Source organism: Mesorhizobium sp. M7A.F.Ca.US.011.01.1.1 (genome assembly GCF_003998295.1).
In the GTDB taxonomy this organism is placed as follows: domain Bacteria; phylum Pseudomonadota; class Alphaproteobacteria; order Rhizobiales; family Rhizobiaceae; genus Mesorhizobium.
In genome coordinates this window covers 1-20,339 of the sequence record NZ_RZRT01000057.1, presented here as the reverse complement: position 1 = coordinate 20,339, position 20,339 = coordinate 1, and the positions used below count along the sequence as shown (strand labels likewise).

The window sequence follows — 20,339 nt, the reverse complement described above, 5'->3', positions numbered from 1 at the left end:
GTCTTCCGATGTCGCAGAGGATGTTTGCCGTCACCATTCCCGCGATCACAGGGAAGGTGCCGGCCTGTTGCCCGCGACGTGTCGTGCAGTGCCTGGTGTCCGGTGTTCTCTTTCGCATTGCGAAGGCTGCTATTCATCGGCGCCGGCCCCTTTTTCGCGGCCCGCGTCCAGCAGGAAATCGCCCATTACGGCGGCAACCCGTGCCGGCGCCTCGACCAGGATCGAATGGCGGAATCCGGGCAGGATGGCGAGTTGCGACCCTTGCACCTGCTCGTGCATCAGCCGTGCCATGCGCGGGCTGGAGCCTTGGTCGTCCTCGCCGGTGACGATCAGCGTCGGACAGGTGATACGGTCGAGGATGCCGCCGAAATCGGTCTCGGCCAGAACACGATAGGCCGCCGCATAGCAGTCGCGATCGTTCTCGGCATCCCGCCGGCGCAGCTCGGCGATGACCTCCGGGTTCTTGTCCTGAAAGTCTTCCGTCAGCCAGCGTGACAGCGAGGCGGCATGATGCGCCGAGGCGTCGTTCGCCATCAGTGCCGCCAACCGGCCACGCACCGCTTGCCGTTCCTCGGGCGTGCGGCCGGCAACCGTCGACAGCAGCACCAGTTTTTGCAGGCGCTCGGCATGCGTCAGCGCCAGGCGCTGCGCGATGAGGCCACCTAGCGAGAAGCCGACCAGATTGAAGGTGGCAAACCCGACATGGTCGGCCAGCGCCAGCGTCTCAGTGACGAAATCGTCGATCTCGTAGCGGCCCTTTACCCGGCTGGAACGGCCATGACCGCGCAGGTCGAAGGTGAGGACCGCGAAGCGATCTTTCAGTTGGCCCGACACGCCATTCCAGGCTTCGAGATAGGAGCCGACACCATGGATGCAGACCAGCGGCACGCCGCCCTCACCCTCAAGGCGCCAGTTGAGCAGCACGCCCTCGACATCGAGATGGCCGGAGCGCGCCATGGTCACGCCCTCGCCGCCCGGCGCGCCCTGTCGCGCTCCCGGGCCGCAAAAACCGGCATCACCTCGTCGACCCACAGCTTGATCGTCTTCTTCTGCAGCTCGAATGGCAGGTTGAACGTCAGGCCGAGGCAATATTGGTCGACGCCCGCCGCTTCATAGTCGAGCAGCTTCTCGATCACCTCGTCGGGCGTGCCCAACATCAGGTTGCGGCGGATGTTCTCGGGATTGTAGTTGTCCTTGCCCTTGACGCTGTCGTAGGGGACGGCTTCGGGAAAGCCGTTTTGCACGGTGCCGATGTTCTGGAACAGGTTCTCGAAGGCGCGGCCGTAGTCGATGGCATGCCCGACCGCGATCTCCCAGTCCTGCGCCCGTTCGTAGACGCAGGTGCGCCGCTGCATCATCAGGCGCGGGCGCGGCACCTCCGGATGATCGGCGACGGCCTTGCGGAATTTCTCACCCAGCACGGCGATCTCGGCCGCCGGCGCCGACAAGGGCGTCGACAGGATCGAAGCGCCGATGCCCACCGCCCAGTCGAACGTGCCGGGATCGCGCGCGGCCACCCAGATCGGCGGATGCGGCTTTTGCAGTGGCTTCGGCACACCGGCGGCGAGCGGGAACTTCCAGTAATCGCCGTCATGGGCATAATCCTGCGCCCACAGCTTCTTCACCGCCGGCACCAGCTCTTTCAGATAGGCAACGCCTTCCTGCTGCGGCATGCCGCCGGCCATGCGGTCGAACTCGTACTGGTAGGAGCCGCGCGCGATGCCGAACTCCAGCCGCCCGCCGGTCAGGTGATCGCAAAGTGCCGCCTCCCCTGCCAGCCGGATCGGGCTCCAGTAGGGAGCGACCAGGGTCGAGGTGCCGAGCCGGATCTGCTCGGTATGCTGGGCAAGCCAGGTCAGCGTCATTAGCGGATTGGGCGAGATAGTGCATTCGATCGTATGATGCTCCGCCGTCCACAACGTCTCGAAGCCACCCTCGTCGGCCAGGCGCGCCAACTCGAGCAGATTGCTCTTCACCTTCGACATCGGCATGTCGGGCGAAAAGCGCTCCATGGTCAGCGAAACGGCGAATTTCATGTCGGTCTTCCCAGTGCGTCGGGTTTGGTCAGCGAAGGCGAATAATGAAGGGGTCCTGCATGGCGCCGGAGTAGTCGATGACGACGTTCTTCAGGCGCGAGAACTCCTCCATGGCGTCGAAGCCGCCGCGCCGCCCGTAGCCGCTCTCCTTAAAGCCGCCATTGGCGGACATGAAGGAGGAGGCCCGGTAGGTGTTGATCCAGACGGTGCCGGCCTCGACATTCCTGGCGAAACGCAGCGCGCGGTTGATGTCCCGCGTCCAGATGCCGGAGGCGAGCCCATAGCGTGTGTCGTTGGCAAGCCGGATCATCTCGTCTTCCGACGAGAACGGCATGACGCCGACGACGGGACCGAACAGCTCCTCCTGCATGAAGTCCATGCCGTTGTCGGCGTCGGTCATCACAGTCGGCTCGAAATACCAGCCGCCGGCAAGCTCGGCCGCCTGCGGCCGCCTGCCGCCGGCCGCGATGCTGGCGCCCTGGCGCACGCCCGAGGCGACATATCCTTCCACCTTGGCAAGCTGTGCAGACAGCGCCAGCGGGCCGATGTCGGTTTCTTCCAGCGTCGGCAGCCCGACCCGCACGCGCCTCGTGCGCTCGACCAGCGCCTCGACGAAGCGATTGTAGACGCTGGCCTCGACGAAACAGCGCGAACCGGCGACGCAGGTCTGCCCCGCCGCCGCGAACACACCGGACACGACGCCGTTGACGGCATGGTCGATGTCGACGTCGCCGAAGACGACATGTGGCGACTTGCCGCCGAGCTCCATCGAGCAGGGGATGAGATTCTCCGCCGCATTGGCGGCAATCCGCCGGCCCGTTGCGGTCGATCCGGTGAAGACGAGTTTGGCAATGCCGGGGTGCCGGGTCAGTGCGTCCCCGGCCACGGCGCCGGTGCCAGTGACGACATTGACGACGCCGGCCGGAAAGCCGGCCTCCATGATCAGCTCGGCCAGAGCGAGCGTGGAAGCACTGGTATGCTCGGACGGCTTGACGACGACCGTGTTGCCAAGCGCGAGGCATGGCGCCAGCGTGCCGGTGAGCAGCATCAGCGGCGAGTTCCATGGCGTGATCATGCCGACGACGCCGATCGGCTCGCGGAGGTTGAAGTTCAGCATGTCGAGCTTGTTGACGGGGATGGTGTCGCCGAGCAGCTTGTCGGCCATGCCGGAGAAATAGGTGTAGCTGTCGGGCATGGCGCGCATCTGCGCCCGCATTTCCTTGAGCAGCTTGCCATTGTCGCGCGTCTCGATCAGCGCCAGCTCGTCGGCGTGCTCCAGCACCAGTTCCGCCAGCCGGCGCACCAGCCTGCCGCGATCGGTCTGGGTCATGCGCCGCCATGCCGGAGCGGCGAAGGCGGCGCGCGCTGCCTCGACAGCCGCGCCAACATCCTCGGCGCCGGCCTCGGCGAACTGGTACCAGGGCTGGCCGGTGGTCGGGTCGAAACTGTCGATGTATTGCCCGCTCCTGGGTGCCACGAACGCGCCATTGATGAACAGGTTCTGGCGTGAGCCTTTGAGCGATCTGACCGTCGTTTTCATGCTGTCTGTCCTGCGTGGAACATCATTCGGACGCGGCCTGCGTCCACGATTGCGACTGGCCGTCGATCATGGCGACGCGGCCGCCGTCGCGTGTGTCGATGTAGATGCCGAAGCGCTTGTCCTGGCGTTCGCGGGCATAGCGGCGCAGCATGGCGCGCAATTCATGCGTGGCGATCCGCTCATAGGGCAGCGCGTCGACGGAAAAGAAGGCGTGGCCATCCGGAAGTGCGGCCTCAGCGCTCTCACGGCTCAGTTCGGCGCGGTAGATGAGATAGCCCGGGTCGCTGTCGGCGACGTCGAACACGGAATAGAGGAAGGTGTTTTCAGGAACGAGGCTCAGCGCGTCGCCGCCATCGAGGACGAGCTGGCTATCGGCCTTGCGGCGCCGCGCCGTCGGCAGCACCCAGCTTCCCTTGCCATCGCTGCACAACAGGATGCGGTTCCCCGCTTCGACCAGATAGCCGATGATCATGTCCTGCGAGGCCAGCCAGCCGGTGGGCAGCGGATCTTTCACGCTGGCGTAACGGCCACGGCAAAATCCGAGCGGCGCCGATGGGCTGGTGCCGAAAGCCTGAACCCGGCCGATCAGGATGATGTGGTCGCCGGCCTCGATGCGGTTGTGAACGGTACAGTCGAACCATGTCAGGCTGTCGGTGAGGATCGGCGCGCCGGTGTGTGCGAGGTCATGGTTGACTGACTGGAATTTGTCCGCCGCTTTGGACGCGAATACCGAAGAAATATCGATCTGGCCTTCATGCAAGAAATTGACCGCGAAGGACCGCGTCTCGTTGAATGCGGGAAAGCTCGCCGCCGCCTTGCCGACGCAGACCAGGAGCAATGGCGGGTCAAGCGAGACCGAGGTGAAGGAGTTGGCGGTCATGCCGCGAGGATTGCCGTCGTTGTCGCGTGTGGTGATGACGGTGACACCGGTGACGAAGGTGCCAAAAGCACGACGCAAGGCGATCGGGTCGATCGTCCTTTGTGCCACGGCCGTTGCGTCCGTCATTGCTCTCCTCCCGTTGTCGGGCGAAAGCTAGGCAAGAGCCGGCGGGTGTTCTTCCTCTGGTCTGGAGGAAAGATGGCGCGGCGTGCTGCTGTTATCCCGAGCAAGCACGAGCGCGACGAGCCCGTGCTTGCGGCGGCTGCCGCATCGCAACAGTGATGGCGAGGTCAAGGGAGTCTAGCGGGCTGCCGGCACACGGCTGTCGATGATGCCGCTGAGACGGATCGCCAGTTCAACTGCAAAGCGCTGTTCGGGCGTGTCGAGACGGATCCCGAACAGATCCTCCATGCGCGACAGGCGATAGCGCAAGGTGGTGACGTGCAGGCCGATGGCGTCGGCGCAGGCTTGGCTGCGGCAGCCCTCGCGCAGATAGGCAAACAGCGTGTCCAGATAGGGCGTGCCGTGCTCGCGGTCATGCGCGATCAGCGCGCCGACACTGTCCTCGACGAAGCCGCGCACATCAGGCGCGTCGGCGGCGGCGACCAATATCGGCAGCGGGCCGAAATCCTGGCCGGCGAAGACACCGGTGCGCCCGAAGGAGCGGCCGATCCGGATCATGCGGCGACACCGCTCCCAGGCAATGGGATAATCGGCCAGCGCGGCACAGGCTTCGGAAAGCACCACCACCGGTTCGCGCTCGAAGTAGCGGCCAAGCTCGGCTGCGATCCTATGCGGCAATTTCGCGAAGCGCGCGCTGTCCTGTCCGGCATCGGCCGGAACGAGACAGACAAGGCCGTCTTCCGCCGCGATTGCCGTGCCAGCAATGCCTGCCTGCTGCAAGAGACGCACGAGCGCATGATGCGGATGGGCAAGGCCGATGGCACCATCCTTCGCCTGTTCGGCGAGATCGACGACGATCATCTTGTGCGCAACGGTCAAGTCCAGCCCCAGGCGGCGCGCGCGATTGACGATATCGGCCTCATCGCGCCAGCGGCGTTCCGCGACCTCCAGGAAAAGCTCGGTCAGCGAACGCGTCTCGAAGCGGAAGCGCACGAAGCTGCGCATCATCTGGACGCTGAGCGCGAATTTGGTGCTGTCGAGCAGCATCTGGTCGAGTTGGCCGGACTCGTGAGGCGTCGGAAAAATCATCAGCGCGCCAACCACTTCGGCATCGATAGTAAGCGGCTCGACGCGCACCGAAAGCTTGAGCTGGCGCTTGCCGTCGTCGACGAACAGCGTCTCGGAGCGGCGTCCGTCGGACGCGCCGCGAGCTATCTTGAAGATCTGCCGGCTCAGCGTTCCGCTCACCGCCTGCTGCCAGGAGGCGACGTCGAAATGCGCCTCGCTCGGGGAACGGCCGGCCACGACCAGATTGGCATGGAAATCGATCACCACCACCGGATTGGGCAGAAGCTCGCTGACCTTTTCGGCGAGCGAGACCACGGACCCGTCCGACAAGGCCTGCTGCAGCAGCGAGGTGTGTGCCGAAAGGGCGCGTTGCAGGCGTTCGCCGGCCTGCTTCTCCTGGCGCAGCCGATGCTGCTTCTCGACCGCGATCTCACCCAGGTGCACGATCATGCCGATGAAGGCGATATCCTCCGCCGTCACTTCGGTGATCTCGCGCGAGACGACGGTCAGCACCATCGGCCGGCTGTCCTCGTCGACGCAGTTCATCGGCATGACCAGCACGCTGCGGTAGTCGCGCTCGAACGCCTCGCGGCGATAGCCCGGAAACTCCTCCGACGCCCGCGCGTCCCTGATAAAGACCGGCTCATTGCGATTGAGCGCGACGATCGAGGGACTGGTAGCCAGTTCCCAGCGATCCGGCAGCGTGCGGTGAATGAGCGTCGGATCATGGCGCACGATGACATGGGCGTGGCCATGCGGGGCGTCGATGCTCATGATCGAGCCCAAGGTCCATTTCGCATGGCGGCAGGCTGCCAGCACGAGATCGCGCAGCACGGACTGGAGATCACCACCCGAATTGATGAGGCTGGCGGCGTCCCGCAAGGAGAGAATTTGCGACTCGTGGTCCACGCCTGATCTTCCGCCACTCGCGAAGGGCGAATTTAAGCCGTCGCGGATATATGAACGCTACACCGCTTCCAAGCGGGGTGCACGCGGATTCTTCCTACGAACCGGAGGAATACCCATCGATTGGCGCGCATTAGATTTGAGCTTTCACATAGAGAGGCCAAATCATGGAATTGCGGAAGATCTGCACCTTCATCGAGGAAATGCACCTTGAAGGCGGCAGGGCGGCCGCCAGGCCGGTGACATCGATCGTCGTCGCCGCCGTCCTGGGCAATCCATGGGCCGGGCGCGGCTTTGTCGAGGATTTGCGGCCGGAGATCGTCGCGATCGCACCCCGGCTCGGGGAGGAGCTCACGCGCCGCTTGATTGCGCTGATGCCGGCGGAACGCATCGAAAGCTACGGCAAGGCCGCGGCCGTCGGGACCGCCGGCGAGATCGAGCACGCCTCCGCCATGATCCACACGCTGCGCTTCGGCAATGTCTTCCGCGATGCCGTCGGCGGCACGACCTATCTCGAGTTCTGCAATACACGCAACGCGCCGGGCGCGCTGCTGTCGCTACCAATGATGCACAAGAGCGAAAACGGCCGCCGCTCGCACTTCATCACAGCAAACTTCCAAATTGCCGATGGCCCAGCCGCGGACGAGATCGTGGTTGCCATTGGCGCGGCGGACGGCGGACGACTCCACCCGCGGATCGCGGACCGTTTTCAGGACATGAAGGAGATGGAACAGGAAGCCGCCATGTAGTGCCTTGCGCAGCATCTCTTGTCGCGCCGCTGACAATGTCCGCTTTTGAGAATTGGCGCATCGGGACCTCAACGGCCAACATGCTGGCGCAAAGCTGACGCCAGCGGCGAATTTGAACCGAATACCCGTCTTCCCATGTTTATGATTTGTGCTTCGAAGTCGCATAATTGGCAGTCTTGGCAGTCTGCAATTGGGAGGGAAATCTCCAGAGACCGGAACTCAGCCCCACTCACGGCCTCAGCTCTGACAGATGAAGCCTATGCTGTCAGTTCCATGTGACATCAATTGCAATCAACGCGCTTTCATGTTTGCTGGGCCAATGGCTCGTCCTCGCTTGCTGCCCGAAAAGAGTCTTCCGGCCTATGCGTACCTGCCTGGCAAACATCCGCATCCGGTACGTGATCCCTTGGGCCATAGCTACCGGAACGATCCCGTGACCGTCGCCCTTGGGGAAGCGTTAGGCTCGGATGTCTTTCGATGGGGAATCGACCTTTTCAACCACGGCTATTACTGGGAAGCCCATGAGGCTTGGGAGCCTCTTTGGCACGCTGCGAAACGAAGCAGCCAGCACCGCCTGTTCTTCAAGGGACTGATCCTATTGGCGGCCGCCGGGGTGAAAATCCGCGAGGGAAAGCGGGTCGCTGCCGTGCGCCACGCGACAAGAGCTGCCGCGCTATTTCGTCAGGTGGTGACGGTGCCGAGCCGGGTCTTTGAGACTGCCCTCGAGATGACACCTGCGGCGCTTGCAGAATATGCCGAAGCGGCCGTAACTTCCCGGGTCATTTTGCCAGAGCCAAAGCCTGACCAGCCCGAGCCCGTTTTCGATTTTATTCTCGCACCAAAGTTGGAGAGTGTCTGATCGGCTACCCTTGGTAGCGTTCAACCCAGCTCCGCCTGTGGAAGGCGTTGATAGTGACCCTATTTAAAAGCCGCACACCACCGCATGCAGCGCCGCAAAACAATAAGCGCTGCATCGACTGCGGAGGCTTGACTTCAGACGAGGCATACCGAGCTTGTTGTGGGGAAAGCCACTAAGAACTGTCAAATCCCAAGTCCCGCTCCCCTAGACTAAAATCAGTCAGTCCTCTCTACCACTTTTCTGCAAGGATCGACTCCGCGGTCTTTTCGTCGGTGATCAAGACATCGACGACTCCGAGACGCAATACGGCGCGCAGCACCGGAACCTTGTCGAGGCCACCGGAGGGCAGGATGACAGTGTCAATGTGGCGCAGGTTTTCGGGGGCGAGGCCGATAACGCGATCGTTGAGTGGGTGATCGACCAGATGTCCGTCGGCGCCGATCCAGTGGCCGCAAATATCGCCGACCGCCCCGGCTTCGCGGAGCGATCTGAGATCATCGTCGCCTACCAGTCCGATCCGAAAAATGGTGGCGTCCTTGTGCACCGCACCCACCGAAACGAAAGCGGCGTCAACGTCGCGGGCATGGGTGAAGGCGTCTTCCAAAATGGACTGGCGCATAAGCAGATCGCGCGTGGCCTCCGTGTCCGTGAACACCGGTGCTGCGATGTAGAAGCATTCCGCATCGAAAAGCGCCGCGAGCCGCGAGGCGATTTCATAGATGTTGATCGCCGATCCGCGCGTGAGCCCACCAAGCAAGGAAACGACCGACATTCCTTTGACGGGGCGCACGGTCACTGACCGCAGACTAAGCTGGAGCGTCCGTCCCCATCCCACGCCCACCGATATCCCGTCACGGATTCTGAGCGACAGGGCCTCACCGGCGGCGGCTGCGATCACCTGTGGCACCAAGGCAGGATCGGGTGGCGTCGGAACCACGATCGGATCGGAGATCCCGTAGGCATGCCGCAACCGGTGCTCCAACTCTATGCAGTTCGCCACCTTCGAATTGATGCGGATCTGAACGATCCCCCGCTCGCGGGCCTGCGCCAGCATCCGGTTGACGCGAAGGCGGGTCAGGCCAAGGGACTTGGCGATTTGCGCCTGCGTGAGGTCGCCGACATAAGCAAGCCAGGCGGCGCGGACGAGAAGCCCTTCCTCGCGTTCGGCCGAAACGGAGTTCGTCAAGGTGTTGCGGCCGTCGCGTTTCTTTCGTGGTGGTTTCTCCATCAGAATGTCCTCCACTCCGCGAGATCAGAGCGGCTCGGCGGAGCCGTGCTCGAATCGATATGAAGCGTCAATCGATTTTTCTGGGTCCGCCTCTAGCCTCGGTGATAACGGTCGAAGGACAAAGCCAGCGGAGCATCGTGGCAAATCGCGTCGATGATGGCGGCCGTCAGCGGCAAGCGATCGCCAGGAAGTACGCCTTGCGCCATCATCTTCGCCAATGTCGGGCCAAGATCCAGCGCCAGTTGCGCCCCTTCGACCGTGTCTGAACTCATATGCTCGCGCTTCGCCACGGAATAAGGCAGGCCGCGGCCAAGCAAGCGCCCCATGCGGCCGTTGCGACCCGCCTGGCAGGTCACATAAAGATCGCCCGAGCCGGCCAGTCCCTGTACTGTTTCGGTTCTTCCGCCGAGGGCCTCGACCAGAATCGCCATCTCCGCCAGCGACTGCGAGAAAAGTGACGAGGCAAGATTATGCATGACCGCACCATTTGGCGCCTTGTTGTCGCGCTCCAGCAGTCCGATGGGTGCCCCAACGGCGAGCGTGTAGAAATTCTTGAAAGCGGCGCAGATTTCGACGCCTACGACATCGGATGACGGGCGCGCGTGATAGAAAGGAGCTCGCAGGATGTGGGACGCCGCGGCGACCTGATCGGCATCGAGCCCGGCCACGATCACCGATGTATCACGCTGTGCGGCCAGTTCGCCGGCAATGCAGGGTCCGCCGACGGCCATCACCGGCATCGACAAGGAGGTACGCCGTTGAATTTCGCGAGCGACCACACGTGGCAGGATCTCAATGCCTTCGTCACTCGCGGTGAGCCCCTTCGTAATCATCAGTATCGGCACGGGCGACTTGATGCTCTCGGCGATGCGGTCGATCGCCCAAGGAACACCGGCTGAGGAGACGCCGAGTACAAGCAAATCGGGTTCGTCGTTCATCGCCGCCCCGAACCCGGTCCACGAGCAGGCGGTTACCGCGCCAGGCAGAGTGATGTTGAGGCGCGGATGACGGCCTGTGCCGGCCACGGAGCCAATGATCTCTTCGTCGAGATGGGTGCCGACGAGAGTGATGCGGTTACCCGCGTGAGCGGCCGGAAGCGTCATGGCAGACCCCATGACGCCAGCGCCGAGGATAACGATCCGCGCCATTCAGTTTCTTCCCCTGTCCAGCCGCTCGCCGCTGCCTTGGTCGAATAGATGGATTCGGTCTGGCGCCGGCTCCAGATGAATCATGGCTCCTGGAGAGAGTTCCATCCGATTGTGCAGCACCGAGCAGACCGCGTTGTTGCCCATGCTGGCAAAGATATGGATTTCAGGACCAGTCGGCTCGACGACAGTGACGGTCGCCGGAATGCCGCTCCCGTCCGCCACCGGTCGAAGATGTTCGGGACGAATGCCATAGACCACCTTCTGGCCGGACCGAACCGCTGCCTCGGGCGGAAGAGGCAGGGACAGTTCGTCAGTCCGCACCACCCAGGCTCCGCCCTCGGAGGCCACTTCGCCATGGAACATGTTCATTCCAGGCGAGCCGATGAACGAGGCGACAAAGAGATTTGCCGGACGATCGTAGACATCGAGCGGACGCCCGATCTGTTCGATGTAACCGTCGCGCATGATGACGATGACATCGGCCATGGTCATGGCCTCGATCTGGTCGTGCGTGACATATACCGTGGTGGTCTTTAGCCGCTGGTGGAGTTCCTTGATTTCGGTGCGCATTTGCACCCGCAGTTTGGCGTCGAGATTGGACAGCGGCTCGTCGAATAGGAATACGGTTGGATCTCGCACGATGGCACGGCCCATGGCGACGCGCTGCCGCTGGCCGCCCGAAAGCTGGCGGGGATATCGTTCCAGGTAGGGCGTTAGATTGAGGACCGACGCCGCCCACCCCACCTTCTGTTTGATTTCTTCTGTGGGGCGTTTCTTCAACTGCATGGAAAAGGCCATGTTGTCGAAAACCGTCATGTGCGCGTAAAGCGCGTAATTCTGGAAGACCATGGCGATGTTGCGGTCTTTGGGGTGAAGGGTGTTGACGACTTTGTCGCCTATGGCGATCCCGCCGGATGTGATGGGCTCAAGACCGGCTATCATGCGCAGCAGGGTGGACTTGCCGCAGCCGGACGGCCCCAACAGAACGACGAACTGGCCATCGTCGATCGAAAGATCGAGTCCATGGATAACCTCGACCGCGCCATAGTCCTTCCTTATGTTGCTGATGGTGACAGATGCCATGAACCGCTACCCTTCATTGCCCTTGCGTGTTGCGTTTCCACCGCCATGCGAGCCATTGCAACCACGCAATGCTGTCTCACCATTCGTTCTCCAGAAATTCTTCCAGGAGCCCCGCATCGGCGGCCAGATTGACAAAGGACCAGCGACCGCGGATTTCTCGCGAATAGCGGATGGCGTCGTGCCAAAGCTCTCGTGGCAGGCTTAATTCCGCGCCGGTGATCGGTCCTCCCGCGGCCTTTAATGCCGCCTCCATGCGGGCGACCGGCATGGCTATCGGCCGAAGCTCCCGGCGTAGGGCCGGCCAGATTTCGGCAAGTTTCTGGTTGAAGGCTTCCGTCTGGCTAGGGTCGAGTGCCGTCTTCCTCATTTCGGCAACGCAAAGTGGTCCCAGTTGCGCGCCATAGCGGGCCAGAATCGCCGCTTCATCGACGAGGGTCGGTTTTGCCCGCGGCGGCTCTTTCATGTCGAGCAGACGGGCTTGCAGACGCGCCATCACTAGCGAGGCAACCCCGACCTGCTGACCGTGCGTGGTGCCGGTATGATGGTCTCCCGCGAACATGTCGACCCAATGGGAGATCTGGTGCTCCCCCATGGAGCCCGGATGGGAAACGCCGGCGAAGCAGACGCCCATCGAGCACAGCGTCAAAACTCGCTGGAGATGCCCGACAGCGGCGACGTCATGCCTTGCAAGGCCAGGTGCATGGGCCAGCATCGGTTCCTCGTCGCCCGCCTGCAGCAGGTAAGGAACATCAGAATAGTAAGTGCCGAACAGCCGATGCGAGGCCCACCAGTCGATCTGGGCGGTGGAACGGCAGAGACTGTCGCCAAGTCCGGCTGCGCTGAGCCAGGTCGGCGCTGCGGCCGAAACGCCAAGGTCCAGGAAGATGCCGCGCGGCGCGTGCGAGGGCAGCGAAATCTTGAGGCCTGAAGCCAGGGTCACCGATGCGGTCGAAGCGCCGTAGCCATTCATCGACGCTGCCGTGCCGAAAACGGCATATGGCCGGCCATCGAGGAAGGTTGCATGCTTGCAGCTGTCGTTGAGGACGCCGGATCCAACGGCGACGATCGCGGCTGCGTGACGTGTCTTCTCTCGGACCATCTGGATCGTCGCCTCGTCGCAGTCGAGACCTTGAGGCAGCACGATTTCGTCGATATCGGCGACGGCACGCAGCGCCTTTGCAACGCGCTGCCCCATCACTTCGACGGTGTTGACGTCGGACACGACAGCGATGCGGTTGCCCAGCGTCAGAGGCGCGATGAGGTCCGCCTCACGGCCCTCCGTCGTCTCCAGCAATTCGATCGTCTGGAACGGCAGGTTAGCGGCCGCGCCTGTCTTGGGATCTTTCCAGCGCCCTGCGACAACATCCTCGATCAAGGCGTTCCAGTTGATCGTTTCAGCCATGGTCAGCCTCCGTGAAAGCCGCGAGTCGCTGGTTCCAAGCGGAAAGCGTTGGCCAAAGATCGGCGTGAATCGCGAGAAGTTCGGCATAGCGGCCGGCACGGCCAGCATCGGGATCGAAGGATTGGGCGGGTTCGCTGGCCATCGCGAGAGACGCTTCGGCGATGGTGGAAAACCAGCCCGCCCCCTTCGCCGCTGCCATTGCCGCGCCGAGCGAAGATGCTTCCACGGTCGTCGAACGCTTTACGGGACGATCGAGTGCATCCGCCAGGATCTGCATCCACAGGTCGGACTTCGCTCCTCCGCCGATGGCTATGAAATGGTCGATGTTCTGGGCGACGGCGGCAGCGGCCCGCTGACTTGTCGCGGCCTGGTGCAGCGCTATTCCTTCCAGCACGGCGCGATAGACGTCGCCGCGGCGGCTCGAGCCGGAAAGCCCGACGATTACACCGCGGGCGGCGCTGTCCCAGTGCGGATCCATGACGCCTTGCCAGTAGGGCAGGAGCATGATGCCGCCTGCACCGATTGGGCTGGCCGTGGCTTCGGCTTCGAGCGTCTCCAGGGCGCCGCTGGACCCATGCTCGACGCCAAGCATTTCGCGCGTCATCCAGTCGACGAGAAAAGTGCCGGCGCGCAGGCACGTCTCGTAGATATAGCCATCCTCGGCGACCGCCGTTTCGGTGCGGAAGGCCGGGTCGTGGACGTAGTCGGTGCCGTAGCTGCCGGAAACGACCGCCGTGCCGAGGTTTATGTAAGCGCATCCCGCCTGCAACACACCGGCCCCCGTGCCGGCGCATTGACCGTCGCCGCCGCCGGCGACGATCGGCGTACCCTCCCGCAAGCCTGTGGAGATGGCGGCTTCCGGGGTTATCTGGCCCAGAACGGTGCCAGGCCGCGCCAGGTCCGGCATCATTCGTCGGGCGATGCCCGCCGCCTCCAGTATCTCGTTCGACCAGTCCATGGTTCGCATGTCGAGCACGCCCATTGGGTCCGCGGAGGCGGTAGACGTTACCCACCGGCCGCTCAAGCGAAAGACCAGGTAGCCCTGGACTTCGGCCATTCGCTCTACTTGGGCAAAAATCTCGGGCTGCTCCTCGCGGAACCAGATCATCCGGTAGAGGCAGGGGATGACGTCCAGTGGCTTGCCGGATATCGCGTGGACGCGTGCTGCTCCGAAGGTCTGGCCGAAACGGCGTGCCTTCTGGCGGGCGCGCTCATCGAGCCACAGCGTCGCGGGTCCGACCGCCTCGCCTTGCTCATCGAAAAGGCCGAAGCTTTCGCGCTGGTTGGCAATGGCGAGGGCGGCAATGCGTGCCGGCGAAACTGTTGCCGACACGGCGCGGAGCGCTGTGGCGGTCGAGGCCCACCATTCGGCCGGATCCTGCTCGAAATAGCCGCGACGCGGGTTGGACGTTGCAATCGACGCACGACCTTCCGCCACCGCGCGACCATTGCGATCCCATGCGATCGCCTTGGTTGCCGAGGTCGAGGAATCAATGCCGATGACGAGATCCGGAACCATTGCTGCCACATTGCCAAAGGGCGAGGGCGGTCGAAACCGCCATCGCCGAAATTACCGGAAAAGTCCGCTAAAGGCCGGCATCCTTGACTTTGCCGTCGACAATGCCGGCAATCACATCCAGGCATGCCTTGGCGTTGCCGCCATAGTCTTGGCCGGTCAGTAGCTTGCCGAGTTCAACCGGGATGTCGTTGTTCGACAAATCAGCCCAAATCGGCATGTCCGGCTCCGATCCCATCTGGTTGTCGATGGTGTATTTGATCGCATCGAAATGGCGTGTCGTTCCCGGTCCGACGACGGCTTTCGCCTTGACCCGAGGATCGGTGAAGGAGGAATTGCGCATCGGCGAGGCGCCTCCGCCGAGCGTCGACACCCGCGCCATTACGTCCTTCGAGCAGACCCACTGCATGAACAGCCATGCCGCTTCCTTGTTCTTGGAGTATTGCGACAGCGAGATCGTCGAACCACCCTGGTGGCCGACCGCCGGGATCTCGTTGAAGCCGCAATCGGCGACGGCGCGACGGCCTGGGACCTCCTTGGGTGCGGGCAAGGCCTCGAACAGGCCTTTGACCTTGGAATCGTTGGCATCGAAGCCGGGAAAATCCTCGCCCCAGGTGATTGCCATGGCGGCTTGCCCCTGTGTCAGGGCCTGCCCCTGACCATCCCAGGTCCATGTCGTCGCGGAGGGCGGCGAGTTCTTGACCAGCTCCTGGTAGAATTGCAGCCCGGCCACGCCGCGCTCATCGTTGCCGACAAACTTCTTATCCTTGTTGAAGATCGAGCCGCCATGACCCCAGAGTGCGAAGGTCCAGTCGCATTCGAGCGAATAATGGCCAGACTTCGCCTGGCATGCGGTGCCAAAGATGCCATTGCCCTTTTCCGCCTCCGTAAGTGCCTGCACGGCCTTGAGATAGGCGTCGAGATCTGTCGGCAACGCGATATTGTGTTTGTCGAAAAGATCCTTCCGGTACATCAGGATGAAGATCGGAATATCGAACGGAATTCCGCACTGTTTGCCATTGTACATGGCGATGCCGTCGACAAGGGGCTTGGAGAAATCGTCCCAGTCGAAGTTGGGCATCGCCAGTTCTTTGTTCTGGTCATAATACTCGCGCGGATCGACGACATCCTGTGCAAATGTCGCCATCCAGGACTGGTCGAGATAGTAGACGTCATAGGTGCCCAGCTGGCCCTGTACATCCTGCGTAGCCTTGGCGAGAACCTGCTCCAGCGGCACGATCTCGACCTCGACCTCGATGCCGGTCGCCTTGGTGAACTCACCCGCGACAAGCTGGTTGGCGACGATGGTTGGCGGCGTCGCTTCCGAAGTGTAGCGGATTTTCGTGCCGGCATATGGTTTGCCGACATCGGCCAGCCACTTCAGCATATCCGCGTCCTGGGCGCGGGCTTCTTCGACCCCCAGGCCCAGCACCCCCCGATTGGAGCGGCCACCGCCCAGCATGGCCGATCCGAAGGCGGAAAAGCCGACGCCGGCGAGTGCCATCTTCCTCATGAATTCGCGTTTGGTTATTCGGCGCGCCGTAAAGTCGTTGCAGGTATCGGCGACGAATGTCTTCTTGTCGTGGTCTTTGAAGCTCATGATCGTTTCCTCCGTTGCGATTTGCCGTAGTTCTTCTCGTCCGGGCCTCACTCTTTCAGCGATCCGAGGGTGAGGCCGCGGACCAGATGCCGTTGGACCAGCAGGATAAAGATGAAGCTGGGTATGATCGCGGACGTGCCGAGCGCCGTGATGTAGCCCCACTCTGTCGCGGTCGAGGTGACAAAGGTCGAGATCTTCACCGGCACGGTGCGGATCGACGTTGTCAGGAACAGCGAGAGTAGGAATTCGGTCCATGAAAAGATGAAACACAGCACGGCTGTCGCGGCGATGCCGCCTTTCACCATGGGAAGGACCACACGTCGAAACGTCTGCCAGCGCGTTGCGCCGTCAATCAGCGCCGCTTCGTCGACCTCACGTGGCACATCGTCGAAGAACGACTTCAAAAGCAAAACCGCCAGCGGCAGGTTGATCAAGCTGTGAACGAGGATGAGCCCGGTATAGGTATCGCGCAAACCAAGATCCCGGAACATGAAGACGACCGGTATGACTATCGCGATTGGCGGCATGAAGCGCTGCGAAAGGATCCAGAAAAGGAAGGACTGCTGGCCGCTGAACTGCATTCGCGACAGGCAATAGGCGGCCAGTGTCGCCAGCAACAGCGTCAGTGCCGTCGAACCGACGGCTATGGTCGCGCTGTCGAGCAGCGACTGCCGGGAATCGTAGGAACTGGCGCCACCCTTGATAACTCCCGCCGCCTCGCCCCCCTGTTCCATGCCGATGTCGACCCGCGAAACGCCAAGCAGCGTCACGCGGTAATTGTCCGGCGTCGGAGTGAAACCGGTGTAGACCGGGCCGCTGCGGTCGAAGATCGCGGAGTAGGGCTTGATGGAGGACAGGGCCCACCAGGCGATCGGGAACATGAAGATCGCCACCACCAGCACGGCCAGCACGTCGCGGGTGATCGTCTGGGCGCGGGACGGCTCCATCAGAACCTCACCTTGAAAAGCCTAACGAAGATGTTCGATACGCCGATCAGGACGACAAGCACGATCAGCGACAAGGTCGCGGCGTATGGGAAGTCTCCGGTGAAGTAGATACGGCCAGCGTAGAATGACAGCGTCTCGGTGGCCGTTCCGGGGCCGCCGGCGGTGATGATGTAGACGTAGTCGTAAATGCGAAAGAGATCGACGCCGCGGATCAGCACGGCAACCGCTATCACCTTGCGCAGCATCGGCAATGTAAGCCGCAGGAACGTCTGGATGCCGTTGGCGCCGTCGATCGCTGCAGCTTCGAAAGGTTCCTTCGGCAGCGCCCGAAGGCCCGCCAGGATGATGAGCACCATGAACGGCGTCCATTGCCATATGTCTGCCAGCAGGATCGCCGCCAATGCGGTTCCCGGCTGTGTTAGGATCGGCTGTGCCGGCGAGATCAGGTCGAGAGCATAGAGGTAGAACGACAGGACCCCGAAAGAGCCGTCTTGCATTAGCAGGAACATCATTCCGGTCACGGCGGGCGGCACCACCAGTGGCAGTGTCATCAATGCACGCAGCACCCCGTAACCCTTGCGATCGGTATCGAGCAGAAGCGCGATTACGATGCCGAGTGCCAGCTGAACGGCAAGCGCCACGAAGGTGTAGATCAGCGTGGTTTCCAACGAATGCCACATACGCGCATCCGAAAAGGCACGCGTCCATTGGTGGAGCCCGGCGAAGTCAAGTTGCCGGGAGACGACATTGCGTTTGTGAAACGACAGCCAGACTGAATAGGCGAGGGGATAGATGCCGAAAACGAGAAGCATCACCGTGATCGGAGCGAGCCAGGGGAAAGGATGCTCGGCCGTCATGAACCGGGGCAGCGCCCATCTGGGCGTTTCGCGGTTCACGGTGACCGTGCTCACGCGCAAATCTCCGCTCGGTCACAGAGACGCATCGGCCTTCTCCCTGTCGGCCAGATTGTGCCAACTTGAACTTTTGTAAGTTTGTTGTGCCTTTTGTTAAAAGCGTGTCGGACGGACGACGATTTGTCAAGTGTCGGTTCCGTTAGCGCTCAACGGATTTGCTCGTGGTCCCGGAGGATGCCATCACCACCGGATGGAATTATTTGTGGAGGGAACGCCGCCGCCAAATGCCGTGTGCCAGCATTAAAAGCGCTCAGGGCCGCCGTCAGCCAGACTTGTCTGCCCAAGAAGTTACGCAACGCATGGACAAGATCGGGAGACAGCCCGGTGGCTTTGGAACTTGCCTAGTCCGGCAATCGGATCTGAAGCTTTACGTCCGCCGGCCGGGCTTCGACCGCGCGATCAAATGCGGTGATGGAGTCTTCGAAGGCGAAGGTCGCCGAAATGAGGGGCTTTAGGTCGACCCGGCCCGACCCCATCAGAGCAATTGCCCGCTCATATTGGTGGGCATATCGGAACACAGTTTCGATGCGGACTTCCTTGGTCGAGGCTGTGGCAATGTCTAACCCCACAGGCGCCACCGGCAGGCCGACCACCACCACCGCGCCACCCGGTCGCGGCAGGTCGAGCAGCGTCTCCCATGCTCTGGCCGAGCCGGAGCATTCGAAGACGACGTCGGCGCCCCAGCCGTCGGTCAGGCGCTTCACCTCTGCCGCCAGATTCTTGTCGCGGATGTTGACCGGAACCACACCCTGAAAGCCGGCGGCAATGTCGAGCTTGGGTTGGGCGAGGTCTGCAACAATGGCGCGGGCGCAGCCGCCGGCAAGGGCGGCGATCGCCACCATCGTGCCGATCGGCCCTGCGCCAATCACCACCGCGGTGTCACCCGGCGCGATCTTCGCTTTAGCCGCAGCCTGCATGCCGACTGCGAAGGGTTCGACCATGGCCCCTTCGGCGAAGCTGACATTATCAGGCAATTTGAAGGTGTAGTTGGCGGGGTGAACGACATAGGGTGTCAACACGCCATGGATCGGCGGCGTTGCCCAGAACCTGACCGCCGGATCAATGTTGTAGAGGCCGAGCCGGCTCGCCCGAGAATTGGGGTCGGGGATGCCTGGTTCCATGCAGACTCGATCGCCGACCTTCAGATGTTCCACGCCTTCGCCTGTTTCCGCGATAATGCCAGCGGCTTCGTGGCCCAAGACCATCGGCGCTTCGACCACGAACGGGCCGATGCGGCCATGGGTGTAGTAGTGCACGTCGGAGCCGCAGACACCCACGGTGCGGATCTTGATGCGAACCTCGCCTGCGCCGACCGTCTGCTGCAAATTGATGTCTCGCAGCTTGAGTTCGTGCTGACGTTCGAGGACAAGGGCGCGAACTTTCGTCATCGAAATGATCTCCTTCAGAACTGGCTGCCGTTTTTGAAACACCAGCATGGTCACCTCAAATTCTACATTATCACAGTCTACCGGACCCTTCTGGCAGAAGGTCATTGTTGGCCTGGGCACCAAGTAGCCTTCAGCTGATGGTCAATGGAGGCGAGGCCGCGGCAATGTTTGCGTTGCCGGGGGGGCAGCTCCCAGCGTTGTGCGATCACACCATGGCGCCCGACAGGGTCCGACCACGTCTCTGATCAATACTCTACCGGCATGCTGTTCCCCAAGAAGGAAAGGCATGGTTCTCCGCTAACATAGTCGACACTAGTTCTGTCGTAGAACGAGGAGGCTCCGTGCTTCTTCGCCACTGGTTAAAGCCAGTCGCATTGCTGTCACTCGCCTCAATGGCGCTGACTTAGGTCAACTCGGCAGGAGCTTTCAAGGGCGAGCAGCTTTCTCCAACCACCAGCGCTGGCTGGAAAACCACGTTTCGGGCAGGCTGGGCGACTTTGCCTTCGATGCGGTCGACCAGCATGCGCAGTGCCTCGTTGGTCATGTCAGCAACCGGATGCTCGGTACGAGTAAGGCGCGGCTTCAGCCCGCCTGCCCCCGCGACCGTGTCGGTTGAGGCGATCGAAACATCCTCGGGGCAGCGCAGCCCGAGATCGGCAACGGCTCGCATGACGCCGATGGCCATGACGCCATTGGCGACGTAGAGCGCGGTTGGTCGATCCGGCTGCCCGAGCAGATCGCGCGCGACCGAATAAGCGGTGTCTTCGCGGAATTCGCCGGAACGGACATGCCCGGTTTTCGGGGCAAGCCCGCGCGCCGCCATCGCTTCGAGCATGCCTTTCAGCCGGCCGCTGGCTGTCGTCAATTGTATGGGCCCGGTGATCGAACCGATATGGCGGTGGCCAAGGTCCAGAAGGGAGTTGGTCGCCTGCCTGCCGGCCGACAGATTGTC

At 62.4% G+C, this 20,339-nt stretch carries 17 protein-coding genes; 2 read left to right on the top strand and 15 right to left on the bottom strand.

Translation table 11 applies throughout. The annotated features are described in order from the left end of the window. Positions 1-129 precede the first annotated feature (129 nt). The 5 genes from EOA13_RS30505 to EOA13_RS30485 all read right to left on the bottom strand — a co-directional run bounded on the left by EOA13_RS30505 (position 130) and on the right by EOA13_RS30485 (position 6,556). On the bottom strand, positions 130-957 hold the full coding sequence (locus tag EOA13_RS30505; protein ID WP_127297140.1) for an alpha/beta hydrolase: 828 nt from the start codon (positions 955-957) through the stop codon (positions 130-132). 2 nt (positions 958-959) lie between these two features. Continuing rightward, entirely contained in the window at positions 960-2,036 is a 1,077-nt protein-coding gene (locus tag EOA13_RS30500; RefSeq protein ID WP_127297128.1) for an LLM class flavin-dependent oxidoreductase, read from the bottom strand. A 28-nt stretch (positions 2,037-2,064) separates the two neighbouring features. Further along, positions 2,065-3,576 (bottom strand): aldehyde dehydrogenase, encoded by a 1,512-nt coding sequence (locus tag EOA13_RS30495; protein WP_127297127.1) that lies wholly within the window; start codon positions 3,574-3,576, stop codon positions 2,065-2,067. 22 nt (positions 3,577-3,598) lie between these two features. Then, positions 3,599-4,582: a flavin reductase family protein gene (locus tag EOA13_RS30490; protein ID WP_127297126.1), complete on the bottom strand. Its 984-nt coding sequence runs from the start codon at positions 4,580-4,582 to the stop codon at positions 3,599-3,601. A gap of 174 nt (positions 4,583-4,756) precedes the next feature. Further along, on the bottom strand, positions 4,757-6,556 hold the full coding sequence (locus EOA13_RS30485; RefSeq protein ID WP_127297125.1) for a helix-turn-helix domain-containing protein: 1,800 nt from the start codon (positions 6,554-6,556) through the stop codon (positions 4,757-4,759). Between the two features lie 164 nt (positions 6,557-6,720). Between EOA13_RS30485 and EOA13_RS30480 the strand changes: the two genes are divergently transcribed. Then, a complete protein-coding gene (locus tag EOA13_RS30480; protein WP_127297124.1) occupies positions 6,721-7,302 on the top strand; it encodes an amino acid synthesis family protein in 582 nt (193 codons plus the stop codon). 433 nt (positions 7,303-7,735) lie between these two features. Then, positions 7,736-8,161, top strand: coding sequence for a DUF309 domain-containing protein (locus EOA13_RS30475; RefSeq protein ID WP_245490527.1), 426 nt, complete (start codon positions 7,736-7,738; stop codon positions 8,159-8,161). 229 nt (positions 8,162-8,390) lie between these two features. Here EOA13_RS30475 and EOA13_RS30470 read toward each other — a convergent pair whose 3' ends face one another. The 10 genes from EOA13_RS30470 to EOA13_RS30425 all read right to left on the bottom strand — a co-directional run. Continuing rightward, positions 8,391-9,389: a sugar-binding transcriptional regulator gene (locus EOA13_RS30470; protein ID WP_127297123.1), complete on the bottom strand. Its 999-nt coding sequence runs from the start codon at positions 9,387-9,389 to the stop codon at positions 8,391-8,393. 92 nt (positions 9,390-9,481) lie between these two features. Continuing rightward, positions 9,482-10,537: a glycerol-3-phosphate dehydrogenase gene (locus tag EOA13_RS30465; RefSeq protein WP_127297122.1), complete on the bottom strand. Its 1,056-nt coding sequence runs from the start codon at positions 10,535-10,537 to the stop codon at positions 9,482-9,484. Continuing rightward, positions 10,538-11,620 carry a sn-glycerol-3-phosphate ABC transporter ATP-binding protein UgpC gene (gene ugpC, locus EOA13_RS30460; RefSeq protein WP_127297121.1) on the bottom strand — a complete coding sequence of 361 codons (1,083 nt, stop codon included), beginning with the start codon at positions 11,618-11,620 and terminating at the stop codon, positions 10,538-10,540. 76 nt (positions 11,621-11,696) lie between these two features. Next, the gene (locus EOA13_RS30455) at positions 11,697-13,022 is read right to left on the bottom strand and encodes an iron-containing alcohol dehydrogenase (RefSeq protein ID WP_127297120.1); all 1,326 of its coding nucleotides are present in this window, start codon (positions 13,020-13,022) and stop codon (positions 11,697-11,699) included. Then, positions 13,015-14,541 carry an FGGY-family carbohydrate kinase gene (locus tag EOA13_RS30450; protein WP_127297119.1) on the bottom strand — a complete coding sequence of 509 codons (1,527 nt, stop codon included), beginning with the start codon at positions 14,539-14,541 and terminating at the stop codon, positions 13,015-13,017. Before EOA13_RS30450 ends, EOA13_RS30455 begins: the two co-directional genes overlap by 8 nt. Positions 14,542-14,608: 67 nt before the next feature. Next, on the bottom strand, positions 14,609-16,138 hold the full coding sequence (locus tag EOA13_RS30445; protein ID WP_127297118.1) for an extracellular solute-binding protein: 1,530 nt from the start codon (positions 16,136-16,138) through the stop codon (positions 14,609-14,611). Between the two features lie 47 nt (positions 16,139-16,185). After that, the gene (locus EOA13_RS30440) at positions 16,186-17,085 is read right to left on the bottom strand and encodes a carbohydrate ABC transporter permease (RefSeq protein ID WP_127297117.1); all 900 of its coding nucleotides are present in this window, start codon (positions 17,083-17,085) and stop codon (positions 16,186-16,188) included. Further along, positions 17,085-17,996 (bottom strand): sugar ABC transporter permease, encoded by a 912-nt coding sequence (locus EOA13_RS30435; RefSeq protein WP_245490526.1) that lies wholly within the window; start codon positions 17,994-17,996, stop codon positions 17,085-17,087. The genes EOA13_RS30440 and EOA13_RS30435 overlap by 1 nt, the downstream gene beginning before the upstream one ends. 344 nt (positions 17,997-18,340) lie before the next feature. Next, positions 18,341-19,387, bottom strand: coding sequence for an NAD(P)-dependent alcohol dehydrogenase (locus EOA13_RS30430; protein ID WP_127297116.1), 1,047 nt, complete (start codon positions 19,385-19,387; stop codon positions 18,341-18,343). A gap of 403 nt (positions 19,388-19,790) precedes the next feature. Next, the coding region (locus EOA13_RS30425; protein ID WP_164780425.1) for a substrate-binding domain-containing protein at positions 19,791-20,339 on the bottom strand (549 nt) is incomplete at its 5' end.

Coding starts and splice junctions, on each gene's coding strand:
- EOA13_RS30490 (WP_127297126.1), bottom strand. CDS start 4,582: ATGACGGACGCAACGGCCGTGGCACAAAGGACGATCGACCCGATCGCC.
- EOA13_RS30455 (WP_127297120.1), bottom strand. CDS start 13,022: ATGGCTGAAACGATCAACTGGAACGCCTTGATCGAGGATGTTGTCGCA.
- ugpC (WP_127297121.1), bottom strand. CDS start 11,620: ATGGCATCTGTCACCATCAGCAACATAAGGAAGGACTATGGCGCGGTC.
- EOA13_RS30500 (WP_127297128.1), bottom strand. CDS start 2,036: ATGAAATTCGCCGTTTCGCTGACCATGGAGCGCTTTTCGCCCGACATG.
- EOA13_RS30505 (WP_127297140.1), bottom strand. CDS start 957: ATGGCGCGCTCCGGCCATCTCGATGTCGAGGGCGTGCTGCTCAACTGG.
- EOA13_RS30445 (WP_127297118.1), bottom strand. CDS start 16,138: ATGAGCTTCAAAGACCACGACAAGAAGACATTCGTCGCCGATACCTGC.
- EOA13_RS30480 (WP_127297124.1), top strand. CDS start 6,721: ATGGAATTGCGGAAGATCTGCACCTTCATCGAGGAAATGCACCTTGAA.
- EOA13_RS30470 (WP_127297123.1), bottom strand. CDS start 9,389: ATGGAGAAACCACCACGAAAGAAACGCGACGGCCGCAACACCTTGACG.
- EOA13_RS30465 (WP_127297122.1), bottom strand. CDS start 10,537: ATGGCGCGGATCGTTATCCTCGGCGCTGGCGTCATGGGGTCTGCCATG.
- EOA13_RS30495 (WP_127297127.1), bottom strand. CDS start 3,576: ATGAAAACGACGGTCAGATCGCTCAAAGGCTCACGCCAGAACCTGTTC.
- EOA13_RS30450 (WP_127297119.1), bottom strand. CDS start 14,541: ATGGTTCCGGATCTCGTCATCGGCATTGATTCCTCGACCTCGGCAACC.
- EOA13_RS30430 (WP_127297116.1), bottom strand. CDS start 19,387: ATGACGAAAGTTCGCGCCCTTGTCCTCGAACGTCAGCACGAACTCAAG.
- EOA13_RS30440 (WP_127297117.1), bottom strand. CDS start 17,085: ATGGAGCCGTCCCGCGCCCAGACGATCACCCGCGACGTGCTGGCCGTG.